The sequence below is a fragment of the Pantoea sp. S-LA4 genome (genome assembly GCF_054482835.1).
In genome coordinates this window covers 321505-338693 of sequence record NZ_JBTLRC010000002.1, presented here as the reverse complement: position 1 = coordinate 338693, position 17189 = coordinate 321505, and the positions used below count along the sequence as shown (strand labels likewise).

The following is a 17189-nucleotide window of genomic DNA, read 5'->3' as shown; positions in this document are numbered from 1 at the left end:
AAGATGAGCCTGGAGTCAGTCCGCCAGTTCTTTGCCGAACACGCCCCTGAAATTGAAATTATTGAGTTGGCCGAAAGCACCGCGACGGTTGAGCTGGCCGCCCGCGCCCACGGCGTCACGCCGGGTCAGATCGCCAAAACCCTGTCGTTAAAGGTGAAAGATGAAGTGGTGCTAATCGTGACCCGCGGTGACGCCCGGCTGGATAACCGCAAGCTGAAAGCGGCGCTGGGCGCCAAAGCGCGGATGCTCAGCGTCGATGAGGTGATTAACTGGACCGGCCATCCGGTCGGCGGCGTCTGCCCGTTCGGGCTGGAAAATCCGCTGACCGTTTACTGCGATGTATCGCTGCGCAGTTTTGACGAGGTGCTGCCCGCGGCAGGCGCCATCCATAGCGCGGTGCGCATCAGCCCGCAACAGATGGCTGAACTGACCGCCGCCCGATGGATTGACGTCTGCGAGGCGCGTTAATCGGGCTGTCGGGCCACCGCGCCGGAAATTTCGATGCCGCGTGTTTCGCGGCCGAATGCCACTAACAGGCAGATCAGCACCGCCACCGTACCCGCCACCATCGCCATGCCGAGTCCGTAATTGCCGCCGTGCGCTTCTGCAATGCGCGACTGCAGCGTGGCGTTGACGGAGGCGATCAGATTCCCCAGCTGATAAACAAAGCCTGGCAACACGGCGCGCGCGTTAGCGGGTACCAGTTCGGTCAGGTAGGTCGGTACCACGCCCCACGCGCCCTGCACCATAAACTGCATCAGGAAAGCGCCAATGCCGATTGCCCAGGAGCCGCTGGAAAAAGCCCACAGCGGTAAAATCGGCAATGTCAGCAGTGACGCCAGAATAATCGCCTTTTTACGGCCGATACGTTCCGACAGTGAGCCGAAGCAGATGCCGCCCAGCATCGCCGCGATGTTGTAGCCGATGGCGATAATGCTGACGGTATGAGCATCAAACTGGTGCTGCACTTTGAGGAACGTAGGATAGAGATCCTGGGTACCGTGGCTGAAAAAGTTAAAGCAGGCCATCAGCAGCACCATGTAGAGACAGATTTTCCAGTGCTGGCGAATGATCGGCATCAGCGCCGAGCTGGTTTTACTTTGCCGTGCCGCCAGCCAGACTGGCGATTCCGGCACCTTAAAGTAGATAAACGGCAGCAGCAGAATCGGCACCGCGCCAATCAGGAACATTCCCCGCCAGCCAACGGTAGCGAAGAACAGGCCAAAGACGATCGACGCCAGCAGATAGCCACAGGGATAACCCGCCTGGAAAATGCCGGACATCAGCCCGCGAGAGCGATCCGGAATGGTTTCCATCGCCAGCGAAGAGGCCACGCCCCAGATCCCGCCCATCGCCACGCCGTAAATCACCCGGAATGCCAGAAACGCGCCAAAGGTCGGTGACCAGGCGGAGAGCAGTTCGAACAGTGAAAACAGCACAATATTCAGCATCAGAATCGGCTTACGGCCATAGCGCTCCGCCAGGCGACCAAACAGCAGCGCCCCGATTGGCCGTACCGCCAGCGTCAGCATAATTGCCAGCGAGACCTCGGAAACCGAGGTGTGAAAATAGTGCGCCAGATCGCTGAGCACAAAAACCAGAATAAAGAAGTCGAAAGCATCCAGCGTCCAGCTGGCAAAACTGGCAAAGGCCACGTTTCGCTGGGTCGGGGTCCAGTTAAGCATGTCACTATCCTGTCTGAGCGGCTTCGGCACAGTGGCCGGAAAGGGGTTAGCGCAACCCGCAGCATGGTTGCGAATTTGTTAACCACTTGTATATATCATGTCAGAAAGATTAGCGTGCTACGCAATTGTCAGCCGCTGCTTCAGGCTGTAAATAAGCGTGTCAGAAAGGGGGTTCAGTAGCATTACGGGGCGGGTTTCGCCCCGATTCTCAGGCTGTCAGGCGATGAAACGCCTGCTCGATGATCGAGAGCAGCTGCGCGTTATCAACGCGATGCAGTACATGGACTAACGCACCACAGTTTTCCGGGATGCCGGTCGTTACGCGCAGCGGCTGACGGTAACGCCAGCTTTTGCCGCGCGTCGGCCCGGCCCGCAGTTCGATATCGACCCGATAATCGATGCCGGAGGCCACCCGCTGATTCAGCAGCCAGGCGATCACCAGTGCATCATGAATCCAGCAGCCGGCCAGATGACGGGTCTGCATCGAATAGTCGATCCACGGCCGCAGCGTGTCGCGCACAAAGTGGGTCAGCGGATGATCTACGGCGGTCAGGCGGGTCAGATCCTGCTGAGTCAGCAGAGTCTGGGTCGTGACATCCATCGGCACCAGCGTCAGGGTTGCGCCGCTGTGCAACACCTGATGCGCCGCTTCCGGATCGAGACCAAAATTGGTGTCTTTGATGTAATCATCCAGCGCGAATACCCCGCCCATGATCACAATCTCCGCCACCGATTCCGCCATTGCCGGATAACGCTGCATCGCCAGCGCCACATTGGTCAGCGGACCAATCGCCACCAGCGTAATCTCGCCTGGATTGTCGCAAATCAGTTTGCCGATGGCGTCAGCCGCCTCGCCCGCCTCTGCCGGTAGATCGGCCGGCTGACGCACATCCTGCCACAGCGCGCTGAGACCAGACGCGGTGACCCGATCATCCAGCACCTCCCGCCACGGCACCGGATCTTCCAGCAGGGCGCGCGGCGCGCCCTGAACCACCGGAATGGGCAATCCCAGCCGGGTGACCAGATCTTTGGCGACGCGCGTCCCCACCTCACAGGGCGTATTACCCGCCACGGTGGTGATCAACTCCAGCGACAGTGCAGGAGAGGCCAGAGCCAGCGCAATCGCCAGCCCGTCATCGGTGTTAGCACCCGCGATGCCGTTGCCGGGATCGCAGTCAATAATGATTCTTTTCATGGATTTGTCAGGTTAACTCTGGCTTTGCGGCTTACAGCCGCAGGATTCACCGATTTCAAGATAGTGTGGAAACTCTTCCAGTTGTGCTTCGTCATGCCCCTCTTTCAGCATCCGGATAGCGCAACGCGCCATCTCACGCAGCGGCTGGCGCACCGTGGTTAATGTCGGAACGTGAAAGGCAGCGTGTTCAGTGCCGTTGAAGCAGACCAGCGCCACATCCTGCGGGACGCGGATCTGATGTTCGGAGAAGGCGCGCAGTGCGCCCAGGGCCTGACCTTCATTACTGGTAAACAGCGCACGCGGTACGCAACGGCGTGCAATCATGGTCTGAGCCGCGGCGTAACCGCCCTGACGGCTATAGCTGGCCGGAAAGATCAGCGCTTCATCAATCGCCAGGCCGCGATCCTGCATCGCGTCACGCCAGCCCTGAATACGATCCTGCGCATTGAGCATCTCTGTCGGGCCGCTGATCATTCCCACCTGCTGATAACCGTGGCTCAACAGGTGTGAGGTCACCTGCCAGGCGGCCTGACGCTCATTGACCCGCAGCATACTGACGCCCGGCTGCGGCTCTACCCGTTCCAGCATCACCAGCGGCGTACCGCTGGCTGTGATCATCTCAATGTAGGGATGACGATCGACGCTGTTATAAAACAGCCCATCGACCTGCCGGTTCAGCAACCCCTGAATCAACTCCAGCTCGCGCTTGCGGTCATCGCCCGCATCGCCCAGCAGCATCACATGACCGTGATTAAGTGACTCCTGAAGCAGGACGTGGGCCATCGAGGCCACAAACGGGTTGCTGATGTTGGGAACCACCAGACCAAAGGTTTTGGTATTTCCGGAGGCCAGTGCGCGCGCTGCGGCATTGGGCCGGTATCCGGTCGCCTGAATCGCAGCCAGCACCCGCTGACGTGTCGCATCGGCAACCGGACGTGGACCGTTATTAATCACATAACTGACCACCGCCACCGAGGTGCCTGCCGCTTTCGCGACCTCACTGCGGGTGACTTTTCCTGTTAACGACTTAGCCACATCCCTTTCCTCCCTAAACAAAGCAGGCCGTATTACACGGCCTGCTGCACTTTTTTATTGTCCCGGCTATATCGCATCATCGGGCAGATTGAGATCCCGCCCTCGCGTCTCTGGCGCCACAAAGGTGGTGAAGAACCCGATGGCGGCCATCACCGAGAAGTAGACCGCAATCGGCCACCAGTGACCGCTGTAGGAGAGCATCGCTGCCGCCGCCAGCGGCGCGGTGCCGCCAGAGAGAATCGAACCCAGCTCTTTAGCGAACGCCATTTTGGTGTAGCGATGATGGACACCGAACATCTCTACGCCCCACGCCGCCTGCACGCCATAAATGCCCAGCGATGCCAGCGCCATCCCGACCACAATCACCGGAATGATCAAGGCCGGTTCGCGGCTATCCAGCAGCGTAAAGGCAGGCCAGGCATAGACCATCAGCAGCAGGCAGAACATGCGATAGACTATCCGACGGCCAAAACGGTCCGACAGCCAGCCTGCACAGGGGATAATGATAAAGCCTAGCAGCGACGCCAGAAAAACGGCGGTGGTCGGCACCGATTTATCCACCATCAATACCTTAGCGACGTAGCCAACAATAAATCCCTGCGCCAGATAAGAAGGGCCATTTTCGCCGATACGCAGGCCGACCATGGTCCAGAAGGCGCGGGTGCGCTGAAAGAAAGGACGCGAGTCGACCGCGGGCTGAGCCGCCATCACGCCCGCACGCTCCGCCGCCATCTGCGCTTTTTTACGCTCAAAGACCGGGGTTTCACGCAGGTTACGCCGAATCCACAGTGCCACCAGCGCAATCAGAGCACTGCTGAGGAACGGGATACGCCAGCCCCACTCCAGCAGGCTTTGCTGATCCATCTGCACCACCACCAGCCAGACCAGCGAGGCCAGCAGCGTACCGCTGTTGGAACCGAGCGCGATCACCGACGAGATCAGGCCGCGACGTTCTACCGGCGCATATTCGCCCAGCATTACGGTACCGCCCGAGAGTTCAGCACCCGCACCAAAGCCCTGCGTGAAGCGCAGCAGCACCAGACAGGCCGGTGCCCAGACGCCAATCGACGCATAGCTGGGGATTAAACCGATAAAGGTGGTAGAGACGCCCATCAGGATGATAGTGGCAATCATCACCACCTTTCGCCCTTTGCGGTCGCCGAGCCAGCCGAAGAACAGCGCACCAATCGGCCGGGCAATAAAGCCGACCGACCAGGTCGCGAAGCTGGAGAGCAGCGCCATCGCCGGGGTCGATTCCGGGAAGAAAACGTCACCAAAAATAATGCCGGCGGCAAGGCCATAGAGCGCGAAATCCGCGTACTCCATTGCCGTACCTAACCAGCATGAGAAAGTGGCGCGCCAGAAATCTTTGCGGCCTGAAGGGGTATTAAACCGCTCGTCGGCGGCTGAAGTGGAAGGCTGTGATGCCTGCTGCTTAACGGTGCTGTGTGCCGTCATAACCCGGTCCCTGAATGAGTATGCAGATCGATAAACGCCCGTCCATGGGTCGGTTCCCGGATTGTAAGCGGAACTCCCCCGGTGGCGACGTTCGGATGACTAACCATGATGAAAGGTTAAGGGATTCCCTGGTGTTGGAATCTTGTCCTCGCTCGTTTTCGCCGATCTTTTTTTGACCGGTCGCTTTAATAGAGCGAATGTAACTTCACAATCAATGGCGCCTGCCGTGCATCATGCACCGTGAGCAATCACTGGGCACATAGTGTATCTACGCGCGTAGATAAATCAATAGATCTTCAGCTAATTTGTTAGCTAAATTTCATTATCACGTTGCGTCACCAGGCGTTTTTATCGCAAATTCAGCCAGTTACACTAATCACCCTGCGTAAAAAAAAGACACCACAACCAGTAAAGTAGCATTTTCTCTTATCATTAAGCTAAATCGATAAGCGATCCCTTTCATCGCGTCCTGTTGTCGCACGGCGCTGTTACCTGAGTATGACAACCTGAGCATTCTCTTAAAAAAGTGGCGGGGATTGGCAAACGCAGGCAATGCTTTACCCTGAGGTGAAGAGAGAGAAGGAAGGTTATGACGATTATTTTAATGCGACACGGTAAGCCCGACCATCCGCCTGGCCCACGGCACAACGTGCAGGCGCTGGCGGACTGGTGCGAAGCCTACGATCTGTCACAGGTCAGCGACGGTCCACCGCCGCGTAGCCTCTCCATCGCGCGTCAGGCAACGGTGGTGGTTTGCAGCCCGTTGCCCCGCGCCCGCTCGTCACTGAGCCAGCTCGGTTTGCAGCCGCATGAGGTTGATGCGTTATTCAGTGAGGTCGCGGTGCCGCTGTTACCTGGCAGCCAGCTCCAGTTGCCGACGCTGCTCTGGCTGGCGCTGCTGCGGGTATTGTGGCTGTGTGGCTACGCCGGTCAGTCGGAATCGCTGCGGCATGCACGCCATCGCGCCTCGCTGGCCGCCGATCGCTTAATAGAACATGCCCGACAGGGAACCGTATTGCTGCTGGGGCACGGCATCATGAATAAGATGATCGCCCGCGAGCTGCGCAAACGCGGCTGGCAGGCGGAAAAACATGCCAGCAGCCGCCACTGGAGCTCGGCGATTTATCATCGGCCGTTTATCTGATCGCGCGAAAAATAGCTCAGCACTTCACACCCGGTCCCTACCCGCGGCGTGGCAATCACTTTCCGCTGTGCCAGATCGATCACGCTTAGCGTGCCATCGCCCTGGTTAGCAATCAGTAACAGCTGCTTGTCAGGGCTGAAGCAGCCATCCATCGGCGTACTGCCAACCGCAATATCGCCGAGCGGATTGAGCAGATCGTCAAACAGGGTCACCACCGGCTCACCCTCACCTATCGCCACCAGCAGTTCACCATCGGCGCTGAACCGCACCACCTGACATGAACGCTGATGACCCGGCAGCGCCAGCCGCTGACGAATCCGATGGCTCTGCCGATCGATAACGTAGAGCAGCGGCGCATCGGCGGCACTGGCCACCAGGTAAGGATGTTTGGGTGACGCGGCGATACCGGCAATCGGCCCCGGCAGCAGAATGGTATCAATGATCCGCCCTTCCGCTTCGCACAGATCGACCACCGTGATGGTCGCGTCCTCTTCGTTATCGGTGAATAATTTGCGGCCGCTGGGCGACAGCGTCAGGCGATGCGCCTGATGGGAAGGGATCGGAATCACTTTTTCCAGCTGGTCAGTGATGGGATCGATCACCGCCACCGCGGCACTCTCCTCACAGCAGAGATAAACTTTGCCATCGCGGCCCAGCTGACCGCTGTGCGGTGCCCGCAGCGGCGACAGGTCAATGAAGCCGCTGATCTCCCGGCGCTGTAAATCAATAATCGCCACTTTATGGCCCGGATGCGGATTGTTACCGTGAACGCCATCGCCGTAAATCGGGACATAGGCTTTGCCCCACGCCGTTAACATCACCAGTTCGTGCGGCCGCGGCGGAAAGGCATTAAGTTCCCGCTGTACCGCAAAGGTCTCCGGGTTGAGAAACAGGACCCGGTTGCCCTGTTTATCCACCGCCAGTAAACCGTGAGATTCACTCTGCATGCGCGCTCCTTTCTCAGTAAGGTCCTTTTAAGCGTAGACAATCGTCAACGCGCGACACGCTGTGAGCGATTGATGAGCAGAGCTAACGCAGCCGTTTAAGCGCAATCCGGCAGCGGAAAGGCAACCTGGCCACGGCACAGGCTATTCCCCGGCGGCGTGATTCAGAATTTCCTTATCAGGCAATGCAGGCGAGGCGAAATAAATGATAAAGGCGGGTTAACCTATTAAATTCATCAGCTGACCGGATTATTTCCGTATTATCCGAAAGTCGAAAAAAGACATAGCTTATAGCTAAATAATGTTTTATTAAAAAGGTGCAGTGCAATTTAAAACAGCCGTGAGGAAACTATCGCGCGCTTTTTCACTGCGCCGCCATCAGGGAAACCCTTTAATAATTCCCGCACTGATTGAAATTGCAGCCAGGCTGCAACGCCCCGCTATCGCATTAATTACCGGGCGCGCTTTCTGCAATATGACGGGAAAATAAAAACAACAGGTGCACCATGAGTTTACATCGCCAACGCCCTGCGCATAAGATCTGGCGCAACTGGAAAAGAATATCATTCAGTAGTCAGATGTTATGGAATAAAAAGCGGCACGGCCTCTTTAGCGCTCCGGAATATGATCCGGGCCAGGAAGAGAATGTGGTGCTGATATCACAGCAGAAAAGCCTGCCTGAGATTCCAAAGATTGTCTGGATGTACTGGCATAACGATCAGCTGCCCACCTCAATGGCGCTGAATATCAGTAAAATCCGTCGGGATAATCCCGATCACCAGGTTTATCTGATTACCCGGCATACCCTGCCGCAGTGGCTGCCCGATCTCGACTTTATCACTGCCGATCTGACGCTGGCCCATAAAAGTGAAATTATTCGTCTTGAACTGATCCACCGCTACGGCGGCATCGGCATTGATTGCAGTACCCTGCTGTTTGAAGATCTCGGCTGGGTGCATCGTGTTCATCAGGAGCGGTCGATGGATGTGATCGGTTATTACCGCGAACAATCGACCCTGAACTTCCTCGCGCCGGTGCTCGAAAGCTGGTTTGTCGCCGCTGCGCCACAAAACCTGTTTATCCGCGAGTGGCTGAAACAGCTGGCGCCGGTTAAAAATGTCGGCATCCAGAACTATTTTCAGGATCTGAAGAAGCGCGATGATTTCCCGATGATTGTGCAGAATATGGATAATCCGTCGCGTCAGCTGCTGTCGCTGGCACAGCAGGTGGCGATGCGCGAATACCGTCGCGCCAATCTCTACCTGCGTAAAGGCGAGGCCAACGCCTACTATTATCAACGTCTTCATGCCGACAGCAGCAGCGCCTTCGCCCATTCCGTGCTGTTTCAGCAACGACCGCAAACGCCACCCCCGATCATTAAACTGACCGGTAACGAGCGGCTGCATCTCGACTTTAATCTGCGGCTGGGATTGTATAATCGCCGCAGCCTGATGGGTGAGATGATGCAGCAGACCGCACCGGCGCTGCCGCTGCCGCTAAGCGTCAAAGCGCGCGCGTAACCAGTGAGCAAAGGTGGTGACGGCGCGCGGCACCTGTGCCGCCCAGGGCCGCACTATCCACAGGCGGGCGGCGAACGCCTCGACCGCCTGCCATTCTGGCAGCACCTGTTGCAGTGAACCGTCCTTCAGCGCCGCGCTGGCGCTGAAGTCGGGCAGCATCGCAATGCCTAATCCCTGTAGCGCCGCATCACGGATCGACTCACTGTTATTGGTGGCAAAACAGCCCTGAATCCGCACCTGAATCCGCTCATCATCACCGTCGCTCACAAAGCTCCAGCGTGGCGATTCCACCCCGCGTGGATAGTACAGGCAGTTATGCCGGGCCAGATCCTGTGGCACCACCGGCAGCCCGTGCGCGGCCAGATAGGCCGGTGAGGCCACCAGCAGCGTGCGTGTATCACACAGCGGCAGCGCCACATGGGTTTCCGGCAGCCGGTCGCTGTGGCGTATCGCCAGATCAAACCCTTCACTGCTCAGCGACACAATGCGATCGGTGACGTCCAGCTGCAGGCGAACCTGCGGATAGTCACGTAGAAACTCGCCGATAAGCGGCACCAGTTGCTGACGGGCAAAGGCGACCGGCGCGGTGACCCGTACCCGTCCACGCACCGGACCGGCGGTGTCACGTACGCTGAAAAAGCTCTGCTCGATGCGGGCAAACGGCTCGCGCAGCTCCTCCACCAGCTTTTCACCCGCCGCGGTCAGCCGCACGCTGCGGGTGGTGCGCTGAACCAGCAGCACGCCCGCCATCTGCTCCAGCTCTTTGATTTTCTGACTCATCGCCGCTTTGCTGACGTCAAGGCGATCTGCGGCACGGGTAAAGCTGCCCTGCTCCGCCAGCACCGTCAGCCAGTGCAGGTGATCCCACAGCGCATCGGTCTTCAGCTCTTTCATTTTCATTGTTCAATATTGTGAATAATCAGTTCAGGCTACGCGCTTTTTCCCGGCGGATAAAGCGGTCACTATAGTCGCAACAGATATCCTTTTTACCGCGAGGAACCGCCAATGCCACTGCTGCAATTTGATGTTATTCAGGGTCGTTCAGAGTCAGAACTGCGTACGCTGCTGGATGCGGCACACCGTGCCGTCCTCACCGCCTTTCAGGTGCCTGAGCGCGATCGCTACCAGATTGTTCAGGAAAACAAGCGTTATCAGATGGTGTTTCAGGACACCGGACTGGGGTTCAGCCGCAGCGATAATCTGGTGATGGTGCGGGTCTACACCAGCCCGCGCAGCAGCGAACAGAAACAGCATTTTATGGCCGAACTGGCGCGTGAACTGCGGGAGAGCTGCGGCGTGCAGGGCAACGATTTGATGATCAGCTTTATCACCAATGACAAAGGCGACTGGAGCTTCGCCGACGGTGAGGCACAATACCTGACCGGCAAACTCTGAAATTGTGCTCCCGCCAGTACGACTGACGGTGTGCGCCAGCCGCCGTCAGGCCTGATAAATGCCCCTCTGATCCCCTCTCTCATCAATATGATCCTCACCGCACAAATCTGGCTGGATGTGTTGCAGCCGGGTTACAGCCAATATAGATTGTCGAAAAACCATCCCCCCGAAGGTGGCCGGCAGTCTGAAGCGCCGCGTACTCATATCAAGAGAGGATTTGCCGTTGTCCGAATTAGCGTCACTTGGGCTGTTTCTGGCCGCTATTGCTATCTATTCCTGTAAAGCCGGGCGTAACAAATTTTGGTTCTTCGTGGTGCTAATCCTGCTGGTGTTGTTTGTGGTGCTGAATGCGACGCTCTACGCCAGCAACTACTTCACCGGCGACGGCATCAATGATGCGGTGCTCTATACCCTGACCAACAGCCTGACCGGCGCAGGGGTCAGTAAATATGTGGTGCCGGGCATCGGGCTGATCATCGTGCTGTTTCTGCTGTTCTGCCTGCTGTCGTGGATACTGCGACGGCGTGAACGGCCACACCATATCGGCTGGTCGCTGCTGGCGGTCGTCTGCGCGCTGGGTTCAGTGCAGACCACGCCTGCGTTTCGTCAGGTGACGTCGCTGATCGTATCGCATACCCAACTGGCTGACTCCGACTTCGACGCCTTTTATAAGGTGCCGCGTAACCGCATTGATCAGCCTCACCTCAACGTGGTTTACATCTACGGCGAAAGTCTGGAGCGCACCTATTTTGACCAGCACGCCTTTCCCGGCCTGGCACCTGAACTCAGCCGCCTGAAAGAGCAGAGCATCGACTTCAGCCAGACCGAGCAGCTGCCGGGTACCGACTACACCATCGCCGGTATGGTCGCCTCGATGTGCGGCATTCCGCTGTTTGCGCCGTTTGACGGCAATGCCTCAGCCTCACTCTCCAGCTTCTATCCGCAGAACGTCTGCCTGGGTGACATCCTGAAAAACTCCGGTTATCAGAACTGGTTTATTCAGGGCGCTGACCTGCGTTTCGCCGGTAAAGATGTGTTTCTGAAATCGCACGGCTTCGATCCGGCCAACCTGTATGGTGCGCAGGAGCTGAAAAGCCGCGTTGCCGATCCGACCTATCGCAATAACTGGGGTTACTACGACGATACGGTGATGGATGAAGTGTTTGAAAAGTATCAGGAACTGTCACAGGCCAATAAACCTTTTGCACTGTTTACCCTGACGGTCGATACCCATCATCCCGACGGTTTTATCTCCCGCAGTTGTGAACGTAAGAGCTACAGTTTCGACGGTAAACCGAACCAGTCATTCAGCGCAGTCGCCTGTTCGCAGGAGCACGTCGCGCGGCTGATTGAGCGGATCAAAGCCTCGCCGTGGTTTAAGCAGACGGTGATTGTGGTCACCTCCGATCACCTGGCGATGAATAACACCGCCCATCAGTATCTGATTAAGCAGCCGCGTCACGATCTCTTTATGGTGATCCGCGGCGATAAACCGCAGGCGGAAGTGATTGATGCGCGCCGCAGTACGCTGGATAACGGCGCGACGCTGCTGGATATTCTCGGCGGCGACAACGCCATTGGCCTGGGTCGCAGCAGCCTGAGCAGCGTTTCGCTCTCGACCCAGTTTGACGATATGAAAACAAAGGTGACGAGCTGGAAGCCCGACATCATCCAGCTGTGGAATTTCCCGAAGATGATGGACAGCTTTACCGTTGATCAGACGAAGCATACCTTCAGCTTCTCGGGCACCACCTTTAAATTACCGATCCTGTTCCGCATCAGCGATAAGCACGTCGAGCCGATGCCGGAAGGCGAATATTCAGCGCCGCTGCGCTATCAGCTGGCCGATTTCACCTCGACCGATAAGTTTCTCTGGGTCGATCGCTGCTTCAAAATGGCGCGCCTGTGGCAGCCATCGCTGGCGCTGTCAGGGGATTTCTGTGTGGCCATGGGCCAGCTCGGCGCAACGCCCACGGTGACGCTTATCGATCAGCCACAGTGGAAAGGCAACGTGAAATTCCCGACCGCAGCTACCAGCGATGCGGCTTATCAGCGTAATCTGGCGCAGATCCGCATTGAGGATAATGACATTCGTTACAGCGCCGACAGCTTCAGGCTCGACGTGCCGGGTGCTCCCCAGAGCATCAAACGTTTTAGCGGTATCTCCCGACCGGAAAGCTGGGGCCGCTGGTCCAATGCCAATCTGGCACCGGAAGTGAAGATTGAGTACGTCGACCCGCTCCCCGCGAAGTTTGACCTGGTGATTACCGCCCGCGCCTACGGGGCTAACGCCCATCGCCAGATCCCGGTGCGGGTCGGGGATCAGCAGCAGCTGTTGTCGCTGGGTGAAACCGTCTCGACCCATACGCTGCATTTTGAAAACCCGACCGCCACGCATGAGCTGATCATTGCGCCGCCGGAACCGCAGCTGAGTAATATCGGCAATATTACCGGCCAGGACCCGCGCAAACTGGGCATTGGCATGGTGGAAATCAGGATCGTGCCGCAGTCGTAACCTCTGCTTTTTCTGATCTCCGTTGCAACATCACGCAGCGGAGATCGTCCCGCCCTCAACCTAAAACGTTGCGAGATCGCTCGCAACTCAATGCACGTTACTTGTTGAACTAATTGATATTTTCTGGCAGATCGCGCAAAATAACACCCGCTTTGTGGCACCCTTTGCTGGACCTGTCATCATGCCGCTATCACCGTATTGCCGAAGGAGAGGCAGAAATGACCCGCGCTATGATGAATACCCACAAAGCCTTCAAAGCCCTGCAGCGGGCAGGGATCGACGACCAGCAGGCGGAGGTGATGGTGGAGATCTTTACGGAGTTGCAGCAAGGGAAGCCGGGCGAGCAGAACGATAAACAACTCAGCCGCATTGAACGCAAAGTTGATCAGATCGATGAGCGTCTCGGCAATGTTGAGCGCAAAGTCGACCAGATCGATGAACGTCTCGGCAACGTTGAACGCAAAGTCGACCAGATCGATGAACGTCTCGGCAACGTTGAGCGCAAAGTCGACCAGATCGATGAACGTCTCGGCAACGTTGAACGCAAAGTCGACCAGATCGATGAACGTCTCGGCAACGTTGAGCGCAAAGTCGACCAGATCGATGAGCGTCTCGGACACGTTGAAAGGAAGGTCGATAAGCTGGGCATCCGGTTTAATCAGCTTGACGTCAAAACCGATAAGCTGGATGCAGGCCTCATCAGCCTGACCCGGACAACAGAGATGCTCAGGGATGAAATGGTGACCGTTAAAAACGACATGCGCTGGGTTAAACGGCTGTTTATGGTGATGACCACCACCCTGCTGGTGGCGGCCATTAAAACCCTGTTCATCTGACTCTCCGGCAACCGGTCAGGGCCGCTCGCGCAAGGTTTCCAGCTTCTCGCGCTGTTGCCCTTCGGCAGTAAAGTTGTCGCTGGCCAGCCAGCGCTGCAGCCCCTTTTTCACCTGCGGCCATTCGCCATCAATGATCGACAGCCAGCTGGTATCGCGGCTGCGGCCCTTATAAACAATCGCCTGGCGGAAATCGCCTTCGTGCCGGAAGCCGAGACGTTCCGCCGCCCGGCGTGACGGTGCATTTAAGCTATCGCACTTCCACTCATAGCGGCGATAACCCAGCGTCTCGAAGGCGTAACGCATCAATAGGTAATGGGCTTCTGTTGCCATCCGGGTCCGCTTCAGCTGCGGTGAAAATGCCACATGTCCGACTTCGATCACCCCATGCTCCGGCTGGATCCGCATCAACGCCAGGCTGCCTGCCGCCAGTCCGGTCGCAAGATCGATCACCGCGAAATGCAGCGGATCGCGACTGGCCTCCAGCTGCGCCGCGTGATCCTGCCACGCCTGCCGGTCATCAAACGGCCCGACGAACATATAGGTCCAGTCGCGACCCTCTTCCGCGGCGGCGTAGGCTTCGAACAGCGCCTCACCATGACGCGCCACGCTGAAGGGTTCAAGGCGGCAAACCTCACCGCTGAAAACCTGTGGTTGGGGGAAAGGACGTGGTTGCCAGTCCGGCAATGGATGTCCGACTGGCTGACCATACTGATTAGTGTGTTGTGACATACCGCCTCCTGGCTTCCGATGATGTCTGCAGATTGCCACTATCCTGGTGGGTTAAAAAGTACCACAATGTTTGAAAATGATAGATCCACGGGAGCGCGCGATGAAAGCAGAGAGCCATCCTTTGTTGCTGGCACCGTTAACGCCAGCCGCCGGCACCACGCTGCAACAGCAGCTGTATCAGCGGATAAAACAGGGCATTTTACAGGGCCAGCTGGTGGCTGGCGCGCTGTTACCCGCCACCCGACAGCTGGCCGCTGAGCTACAGGTGTCGCGCAATACGGTGCTTAACGTCTGGACGCAACTGCAGGCGGAAGGCTATCTGATGAGCGATCGGCAGGGCAGCCGCGTCAGCCTGCTGGCGTTACCCACTGCCCGGCCGGATGACGACGAATTAGCCCAGTGGCCGCTGGCAAAACGGCTGGCTGCCCTTCAGCTCAGCCAGCGTTTCGACACCGGTACACTGCCGCTGCGTCCCGGCATCCCGGCGCTGAACCATTTCCCGCTGACCGCGTGGCGTCGGGCACTGAATCATGTGCTGAACCACACGCCACCGCGCCAGCTGGGCTATGGCGATCCGCTGGGTGATCCTGAACTGCGTGCCGCGCTGGCACAGCAGTTACGCATCACGCGCGGTGTACGATGTGACGCCGGACAGATTGTGATTACCGAAGGGGCACAGCAGGCGCTGACGCTGTGTGTCACCCTGCTGAGCGATCCGGGCGATTATGGCTGGGTTGAAGATCCGGGCTATCGCGGGGCCAAAGCGGCAATGCAGGCTGGCGATCTGCGGCTGGTTCCGATCCCGATCGATCAGCAGGGCCTGGCGCCGCAGCCGCAACACTGGCAACAGACGCCACCGCGCCTGATCTACACCACACCGACCCATCAGTACCCCACCGGCGCGGTGATGAGCGCCGCCCGGCGGCTGGCGCTGATTGCGGCCGCACGGCAGCAGCAGGCGTGGATTATCGAAGATGATTATGACGGCGATTTCCGGCACCACGGCGAGCCGATTACCGCCATGCAGGGGATGACCGATAATGCGCCGGTGATCTATCTCGGCTCCTTCAGCAAGACGCTGTTCCCTGCCCTGCGTATCGGTTTTATGGTGCTGCCCGCGCCGCTGGTCAGCAATCTGCGACCGGCGCTGCATCAGCTGCTGCGCGGTGGTAATCCGCTGGAGCAGCAGACGCTGGCGCGCTTTATTCTCAGCGGCGACTACAGCCGACACCTGAGTAAGATGCGCCGCCTCTATCGCCAGCGTCAGACGCTGCTGCGAAGCGAGCTGCAGCAGGCGGCGGGCCAGCCGATCCCCTTACTGGGCGGCGACAGCGGGATGCATCTGGTGCTGCCGCTTGATGCGGCTCAGGACGATACAGCCATTGTTCGCCAGCTGCTTCAGGCAGGTTACGCGCCCGCCGCGCTCTCTACCTTTTATCTGACTGAACCGGCGCAGCGTGGTTTAGTGATGGGCTACGGCAACAGCAGCCGTTCGCAGATCGGCGCGGCGGTGCGTCAGCTACGCCGGTTACTGGGCTGGCCGGATTAACGTCTGCCGCGTGGCTCACTGTCGCTGGCCGGAGCAGCAATCGATTCCCGCACTATCAGCCGGGCATCAAAGCGCGGCATCGGACCGGCCGCTTCGCCACGAATTTCGGCAATCAGTCGGCGTGCCGCTTCACGCCCCATCTCGTACACCGGTTGCGCCACCACCGTCAGCGGCGGCGTCACTATCTCGCTCCATGGAAAGTTGTCATACATCACGAAGGAGAGATCCTCCGGGATGCGCAGCCCGCGCTGCGTCACTTCACGCAGCAGCCACATCGCTACCACGCTGTCAGAGGCCACCAGCGCGCTGGGTGGCTGCGGGCGCTGCCACAGCTCAGCCACGATGCGGGCGATCTGCGCTTCATCCAGCGCATTCACTTTTACCAGCGACGGATCAAATTCCACTCCCGCCGCGGCAAACGCCTGCATCATGCCACCGACGCGCTGGGCAACCGGCGTCAGGCCAAAATCAGCTGGCGCACGGTAGTCACCGGTCAGCGCCATGCTGGTGACATAGGCGATATGACGATGGCCGGCCTGTAGTAACCTGCTGGTGGCGTCAGCCGCCACTTCGGTGAATTCACAACAGATCGCTTCGACATCAAGGCCGTTAACTGCACGATCGAACAGTTTCAGCGCCCTACCCTCTTCCAGCACCTGCATCAGATGGCTGTTTTGATCGCGCTCTGAACAACTGGGGGCCACGATAATGCCGTCGACCCGCTTCTCCAGCATCACCCGCACCGCATCCTGTTCAGCCTGCAGCTTTTCATCGCTGTTGCTGAGCAGCAGATGATAACCGGCGGTACGCGCCACATCCGCCATGCCGCGCAGGGCGAGGCCGAAGTGGGGATTTTCAATATCCCCGACAATCACACCGATGGTGTTAGAGCGCCCGGTATTCATGCTGCGCGCCAGCTCATTCGGACGGTAGCCCAGTGCGGCAGCGGCGCTGTTTACCCGCGCCTGCACCTCATCACTGACCGCGCCATAGCCCCCTAGCGCACGCGCCGCCTGGGCCTTGGAAACCTTTGCCGCGCGCGCCACATCCGCCACGGTGGGTGCTTTAGAACGTAATTTCTGGCTGGTCATAATTATTTTGAATCACAGGTTGATGACAGGAAGATTGACGCCGAAAAAAGGCTGTGCTTAAACTCATTGTAACCCCTTGAGACCGGTCTCACA

Annotated in this window: 15 protein-coding genes; 7 read left to right on the top strand and 8 right to left on the bottom strand. The window is 58.2% G+C overall.

Annotated features, from left to right (window positions below; genetic code table 11):
* The first annotated feature begins 3 nt into the window (after nucleotides 1-3).
* Nucleotides 4-468 carry a YbaK/EbsC family protein gene (locus ACX3P5_RS02385; protein WP_233985377.1) on the top strand — a complete coding sequence of 155 codons (465 nt, stop codon included), beginning with the start codon at nucleotides 4-6 and terminating at the stop codon, nucleotides 466-468.
* Here the strand turns inward: ACX3P5_RS02385 and ACX3P5_RS02380 are convergent.
* From ACX3P5_RS02380 to ACX3P5_RS02365, 4 genes are all read right to left on the bottom strand, one after another.
* Nucleotides 465-1685 carry an MFS transporter gene (locus tag ACX3P5_RS02380; RefSeq protein WP_336755882.1) on the bottom strand — a complete coding sequence of 407 codons (1221 nt, stop codon included), beginning with the start codon at nucleotides 1683-1685 and terminating at the stop codon, nucleotides 465-467. The genes ACX3P5_RS02385 and ACX3P5_RS02380 overlap by 4 nt on opposite strands.
* Nucleotides 1686-1893: 208 nt before the next feature.
* Nucleotides 1894-2880, bottom strand: coding sequence for a nucleoside hydrolase (locus ACX3P5_RS02375; RefSeq protein WP_233985379.1), 987 nt, complete (start codon nucleotides 2878-2880; stop codon nucleotides 1894-1896).
* 12 nt (nucleotides 2881-2892) lie between these two features.
* Nucleotides 2893-3915 (bottom strand): LacI family DNA-binding transcriptional regulator, encoded by a 1023-nt coding sequence (locus tag ACX3P5_RS02370; protein WP_233985380.1) that lies wholly within the window; start codon nucleotides 3913-3915, stop codon nucleotides 2893-2895.
* 66 nt (nucleotides 3916-3981) lie between these two features.
* Nucleotides 3982-5373, bottom strand: a complete 1392-nt coding sequence (locus ACX3P5_RS02365) for an MFS transporter (RefSeq protein ID WP_458968252.1) — start codon at nucleotides 5371-5373, stop codon at nucleotides 3982-3984.
* Nucleotides 5374-5962: 589 nt separating this feature from the next.
* On the opposite strand from ACX3P5_RS02365, the gene ACX3P5_RS02360 reads away from it, so the two are divergent.
* Entirely contained in the window at nucleotides 5963-6517 is a 555-nt protein-coding gene (locus ACX3P5_RS02360; protein ID WP_233985382.1) for a histidine phosphatase family protein, read from the top strand.
* Here ACX3P5_RS02360 and ACX3P5_RS02355 read toward each other — a convergent pair.
* Complete coding sequence (locus ACX3P5_RS02355; protein WP_233985383.1) at nucleotides 6499-7464, bottom strand: beta-propeller fold lactonase family protein; 966 nt, start codon at nucleotides 7462-7464, stop codon at nucleotides 6499-6501. The genes ACX3P5_RS02360 and ACX3P5_RS02355 overlap by 19 nt on opposite strands.
* A gap of 503 nt (nucleotides 7465-7967) precedes the next feature.
* On the opposite strand from ACX3P5_RS02355, the gene ACX3P5_RS02350 reads away from it, so the two are divergent.
* Nucleotides 7968-8981 (top strand): capsular polysaccharide synthesis protein, encoded by a 1014-nt coding sequence (locus ACX3P5_RS02350; RefSeq protein WP_458968251.1) that lies wholly within the window; start codon nucleotides 7968-7970, stop codon nucleotides 8979-8981.
* Here ACX3P5_RS02350 and ACX3P5_RS02345 read toward each other — a convergent pair.
* Nucleotides 8958-9875, bottom strand: coding sequence for a LysR family transcriptional regulator (locus ACX3P5_RS02345; RefSeq protein WP_233985385.1), 918 nt, complete (start codon nucleotides 9873-9875; stop codon nucleotides 8958-8960). The two genes, ACX3P5_RS02350 and ACX3P5_RS02345, sit on opposite strands and share 24 nt — an antisense overlap.
* Before the next feature lie 111 nt (nucleotides 9876-9986).
* Here ACX3P5_RS02345 and ACX3P5_RS02340 point away from each other — a divergent pair, with 111 nt between their 5' ends.
* The 3 genes from ACX3P5_RS02340 (at nucleotide 9987) to ACX3P5_RS02330 (ending at nucleotide 13727) form a co-directional block, all read left to right on the top strand.
* Complete coding sequence (locus ACX3P5_RS02340) at nucleotides 9987-10376, top strand: tautomerase family protein (protein ID WP_233985386.1); 390 nt, start codon at nucleotides 9987-9989, stop codon at nucleotides 10374-10376.
* Nucleotides 10377-10599: 223 nt separating this feature from the next.
* Nucleotides 10600-12891 carry a phosphatidylglycerol--membrane-oligosaccharide glycerophosphotransferase gene (opgB, locus tag ACX3P5_RS02335; RefSeq protein ID WP_233985387.1) on the top strand — a complete coding sequence of 764 codons (2292 nt, stop codon included), beginning with the start codon at nucleotides 10600-10602 and terminating at the stop codon, nucleotides 12889-12891.
* A gap of 218 nt (nucleotides 12892-13109) precedes the next feature.
* Nucleotides 13110-13727, top strand: a complete 618-nt coding sequence (locus tag ACX3P5_RS02330; protein WP_458968250.1) for a hypothetical protein — start codon at nucleotides 13110-13112, stop codon at nucleotides 13725-13727.
* Between the two features lie 15 nt (nucleotides 13728-13742).
* Here ACX3P5_RS02330 and ACX3P5_RS02325 read toward each other — a convergent pair whose 3' ends face one another.
* The gene (locus ACX3P5_RS02325) at nucleotides 13743-14456 is read right to left on the bottom strand and encodes a GNAT family N-acetyltransferase (protein ID WP_336755885.1); all 714 of its coding nucleotides are present in this window, start codon (nucleotides 14454-14456) and stop codon (nucleotides 13743-13745) included.
* 100 nt (nucleotides 14457-14556) lie between these two features.
* On the opposite strand from ACX3P5_RS02325, the gene pdxR reads away from it, so the two are divergent.
* Nucleotides 14557-16005 carry a MocR-like pyridoxine biosynthesis transcription factor PdxR gene (pdxR, locus tag ACX3P5_RS02320; protein ID WP_458968249.1) on the top strand — a complete coding sequence of 483 codons (1449 nt, stop codon included), beginning with the start codon at nucleotides 14557-14559 and terminating at the stop codon, nucleotides 16003-16005.
* Here the strand turns inward: pdxR and ACX3P5_RS02315 are convergent.
* Entirely contained in the window at nucleotides 16002-17096 is a 1095-nt protein-coding gene (locus ACX3P5_RS02315; protein ID WP_458968248.1) for a LacI family DNA-binding transcriptional regulator, read from the bottom strand. The two genes, pdxR and ACX3P5_RS02315, sit on opposite strands and share 4 nt — an antisense overlap.
* Between the last annotated feature and the right edge of the window lie 93 nt (nucleotides 17097-17189).

What these genes read in the sequence shown, in the direction of transcription:
- ACX3P5_RS02325 (WP_336755885.1), bottom strand. Translation starts at nt 14,456, where the DNA reads ATGTCACAACACACTAATCAGTATGGTCAGCCAGTCGGACATCCATTG.
- pdxR (WP_458968249.1), top strand. Translation starts at nt 14,557, where the DNA reads ATGAAAGCAGAGAGCCATCCTTTGTTGCTGGCACCGTTAACGCCAGCC.
- ACX3P5_RS02375 (WP_233985379.1), bottom strand. Translation starts at nt 2,880, where the DNA reads ATGAAAAGAATCATTATTGACTGCGATCCCGGCAACGGCATCGCGGGT.
- ACX3P5_RS02380 (WP_336755882.1), bottom strand. Translation starts at nt 1,685, where the DNA reads ATGCTTAACTGGACCCCGACCCAGCGAAACGTGGCCTTTGCCAGTTTT.
- ACX3P5_RS02340 (WP_233985386.1), top strand. Translation starts at nt 9,987, where the DNA reads ATGCCACTGCTGCAATTTGATGTTATTCAGGGTCGTTCAGAGTCAGAA.
- ACX3P5_RS02330 (WP_458968250.1), top strand. Translation starts at nt 13,110, where the DNA reads ATGACCCGCGCTATGATGAATACCCACAAAGCCTTCAAAGCCCTGCAG.
- ACX3P5_RS02355 (WP_233985383.1), bottom strand. Translation starts at nt 7,464, where the DNA reads ATGCAGAGTGAATCTCACGGTTTACTGGCGGTGGATAAACAGGGCAAC.
- ACX3P5_RS02315 (WP_458968248.1), bottom strand. Translation starts at nt 17,096, where the DNA reads ATGACCAGCCAGAAATTACGTTCTAAAGCACCCACCGTGGCGGATGTG.
- ACX3P5_RS02385 (WP_233985377.1), top strand. Translation starts at nt 4, where the DNA reads ATGAGCCTGGAGTCAGTCCGCCAGTTCTTTGCCGAACACGCCCCTGAA.
- ACX3P5_RS02365 (WP_458968252.1), bottom strand. Translation starts at nt 5,373, where the DNA reads ATGACGGCACACAGCACCGTTAAGCAGCAGGCATCACAGCCTTCCACT.
- ACX3P5_RS02350 (WP_458968251.1), top strand. Translation starts at nt 7,968, where the DNA reads ATGAGTTTACATCGCCAACGCCCTGCGCATAAGATCTGGCGCAACTGG.
- ACX3P5_RS02345 (WP_233985385.1), bottom strand. Translation starts at nt 9,875, where the DNA reads ATGAAAGAGCTGAAGACCGATGCGCTGTGGGATCACCTGCACTGGCTG.
- ACX3P5_RS02360 (WP_233985382.1), top strand. Translation starts at nt 5,963, where the DNA reads ATGACGATTATTTTAATGCGACACGGTAAGCCCGACCATCCGCCTGGC.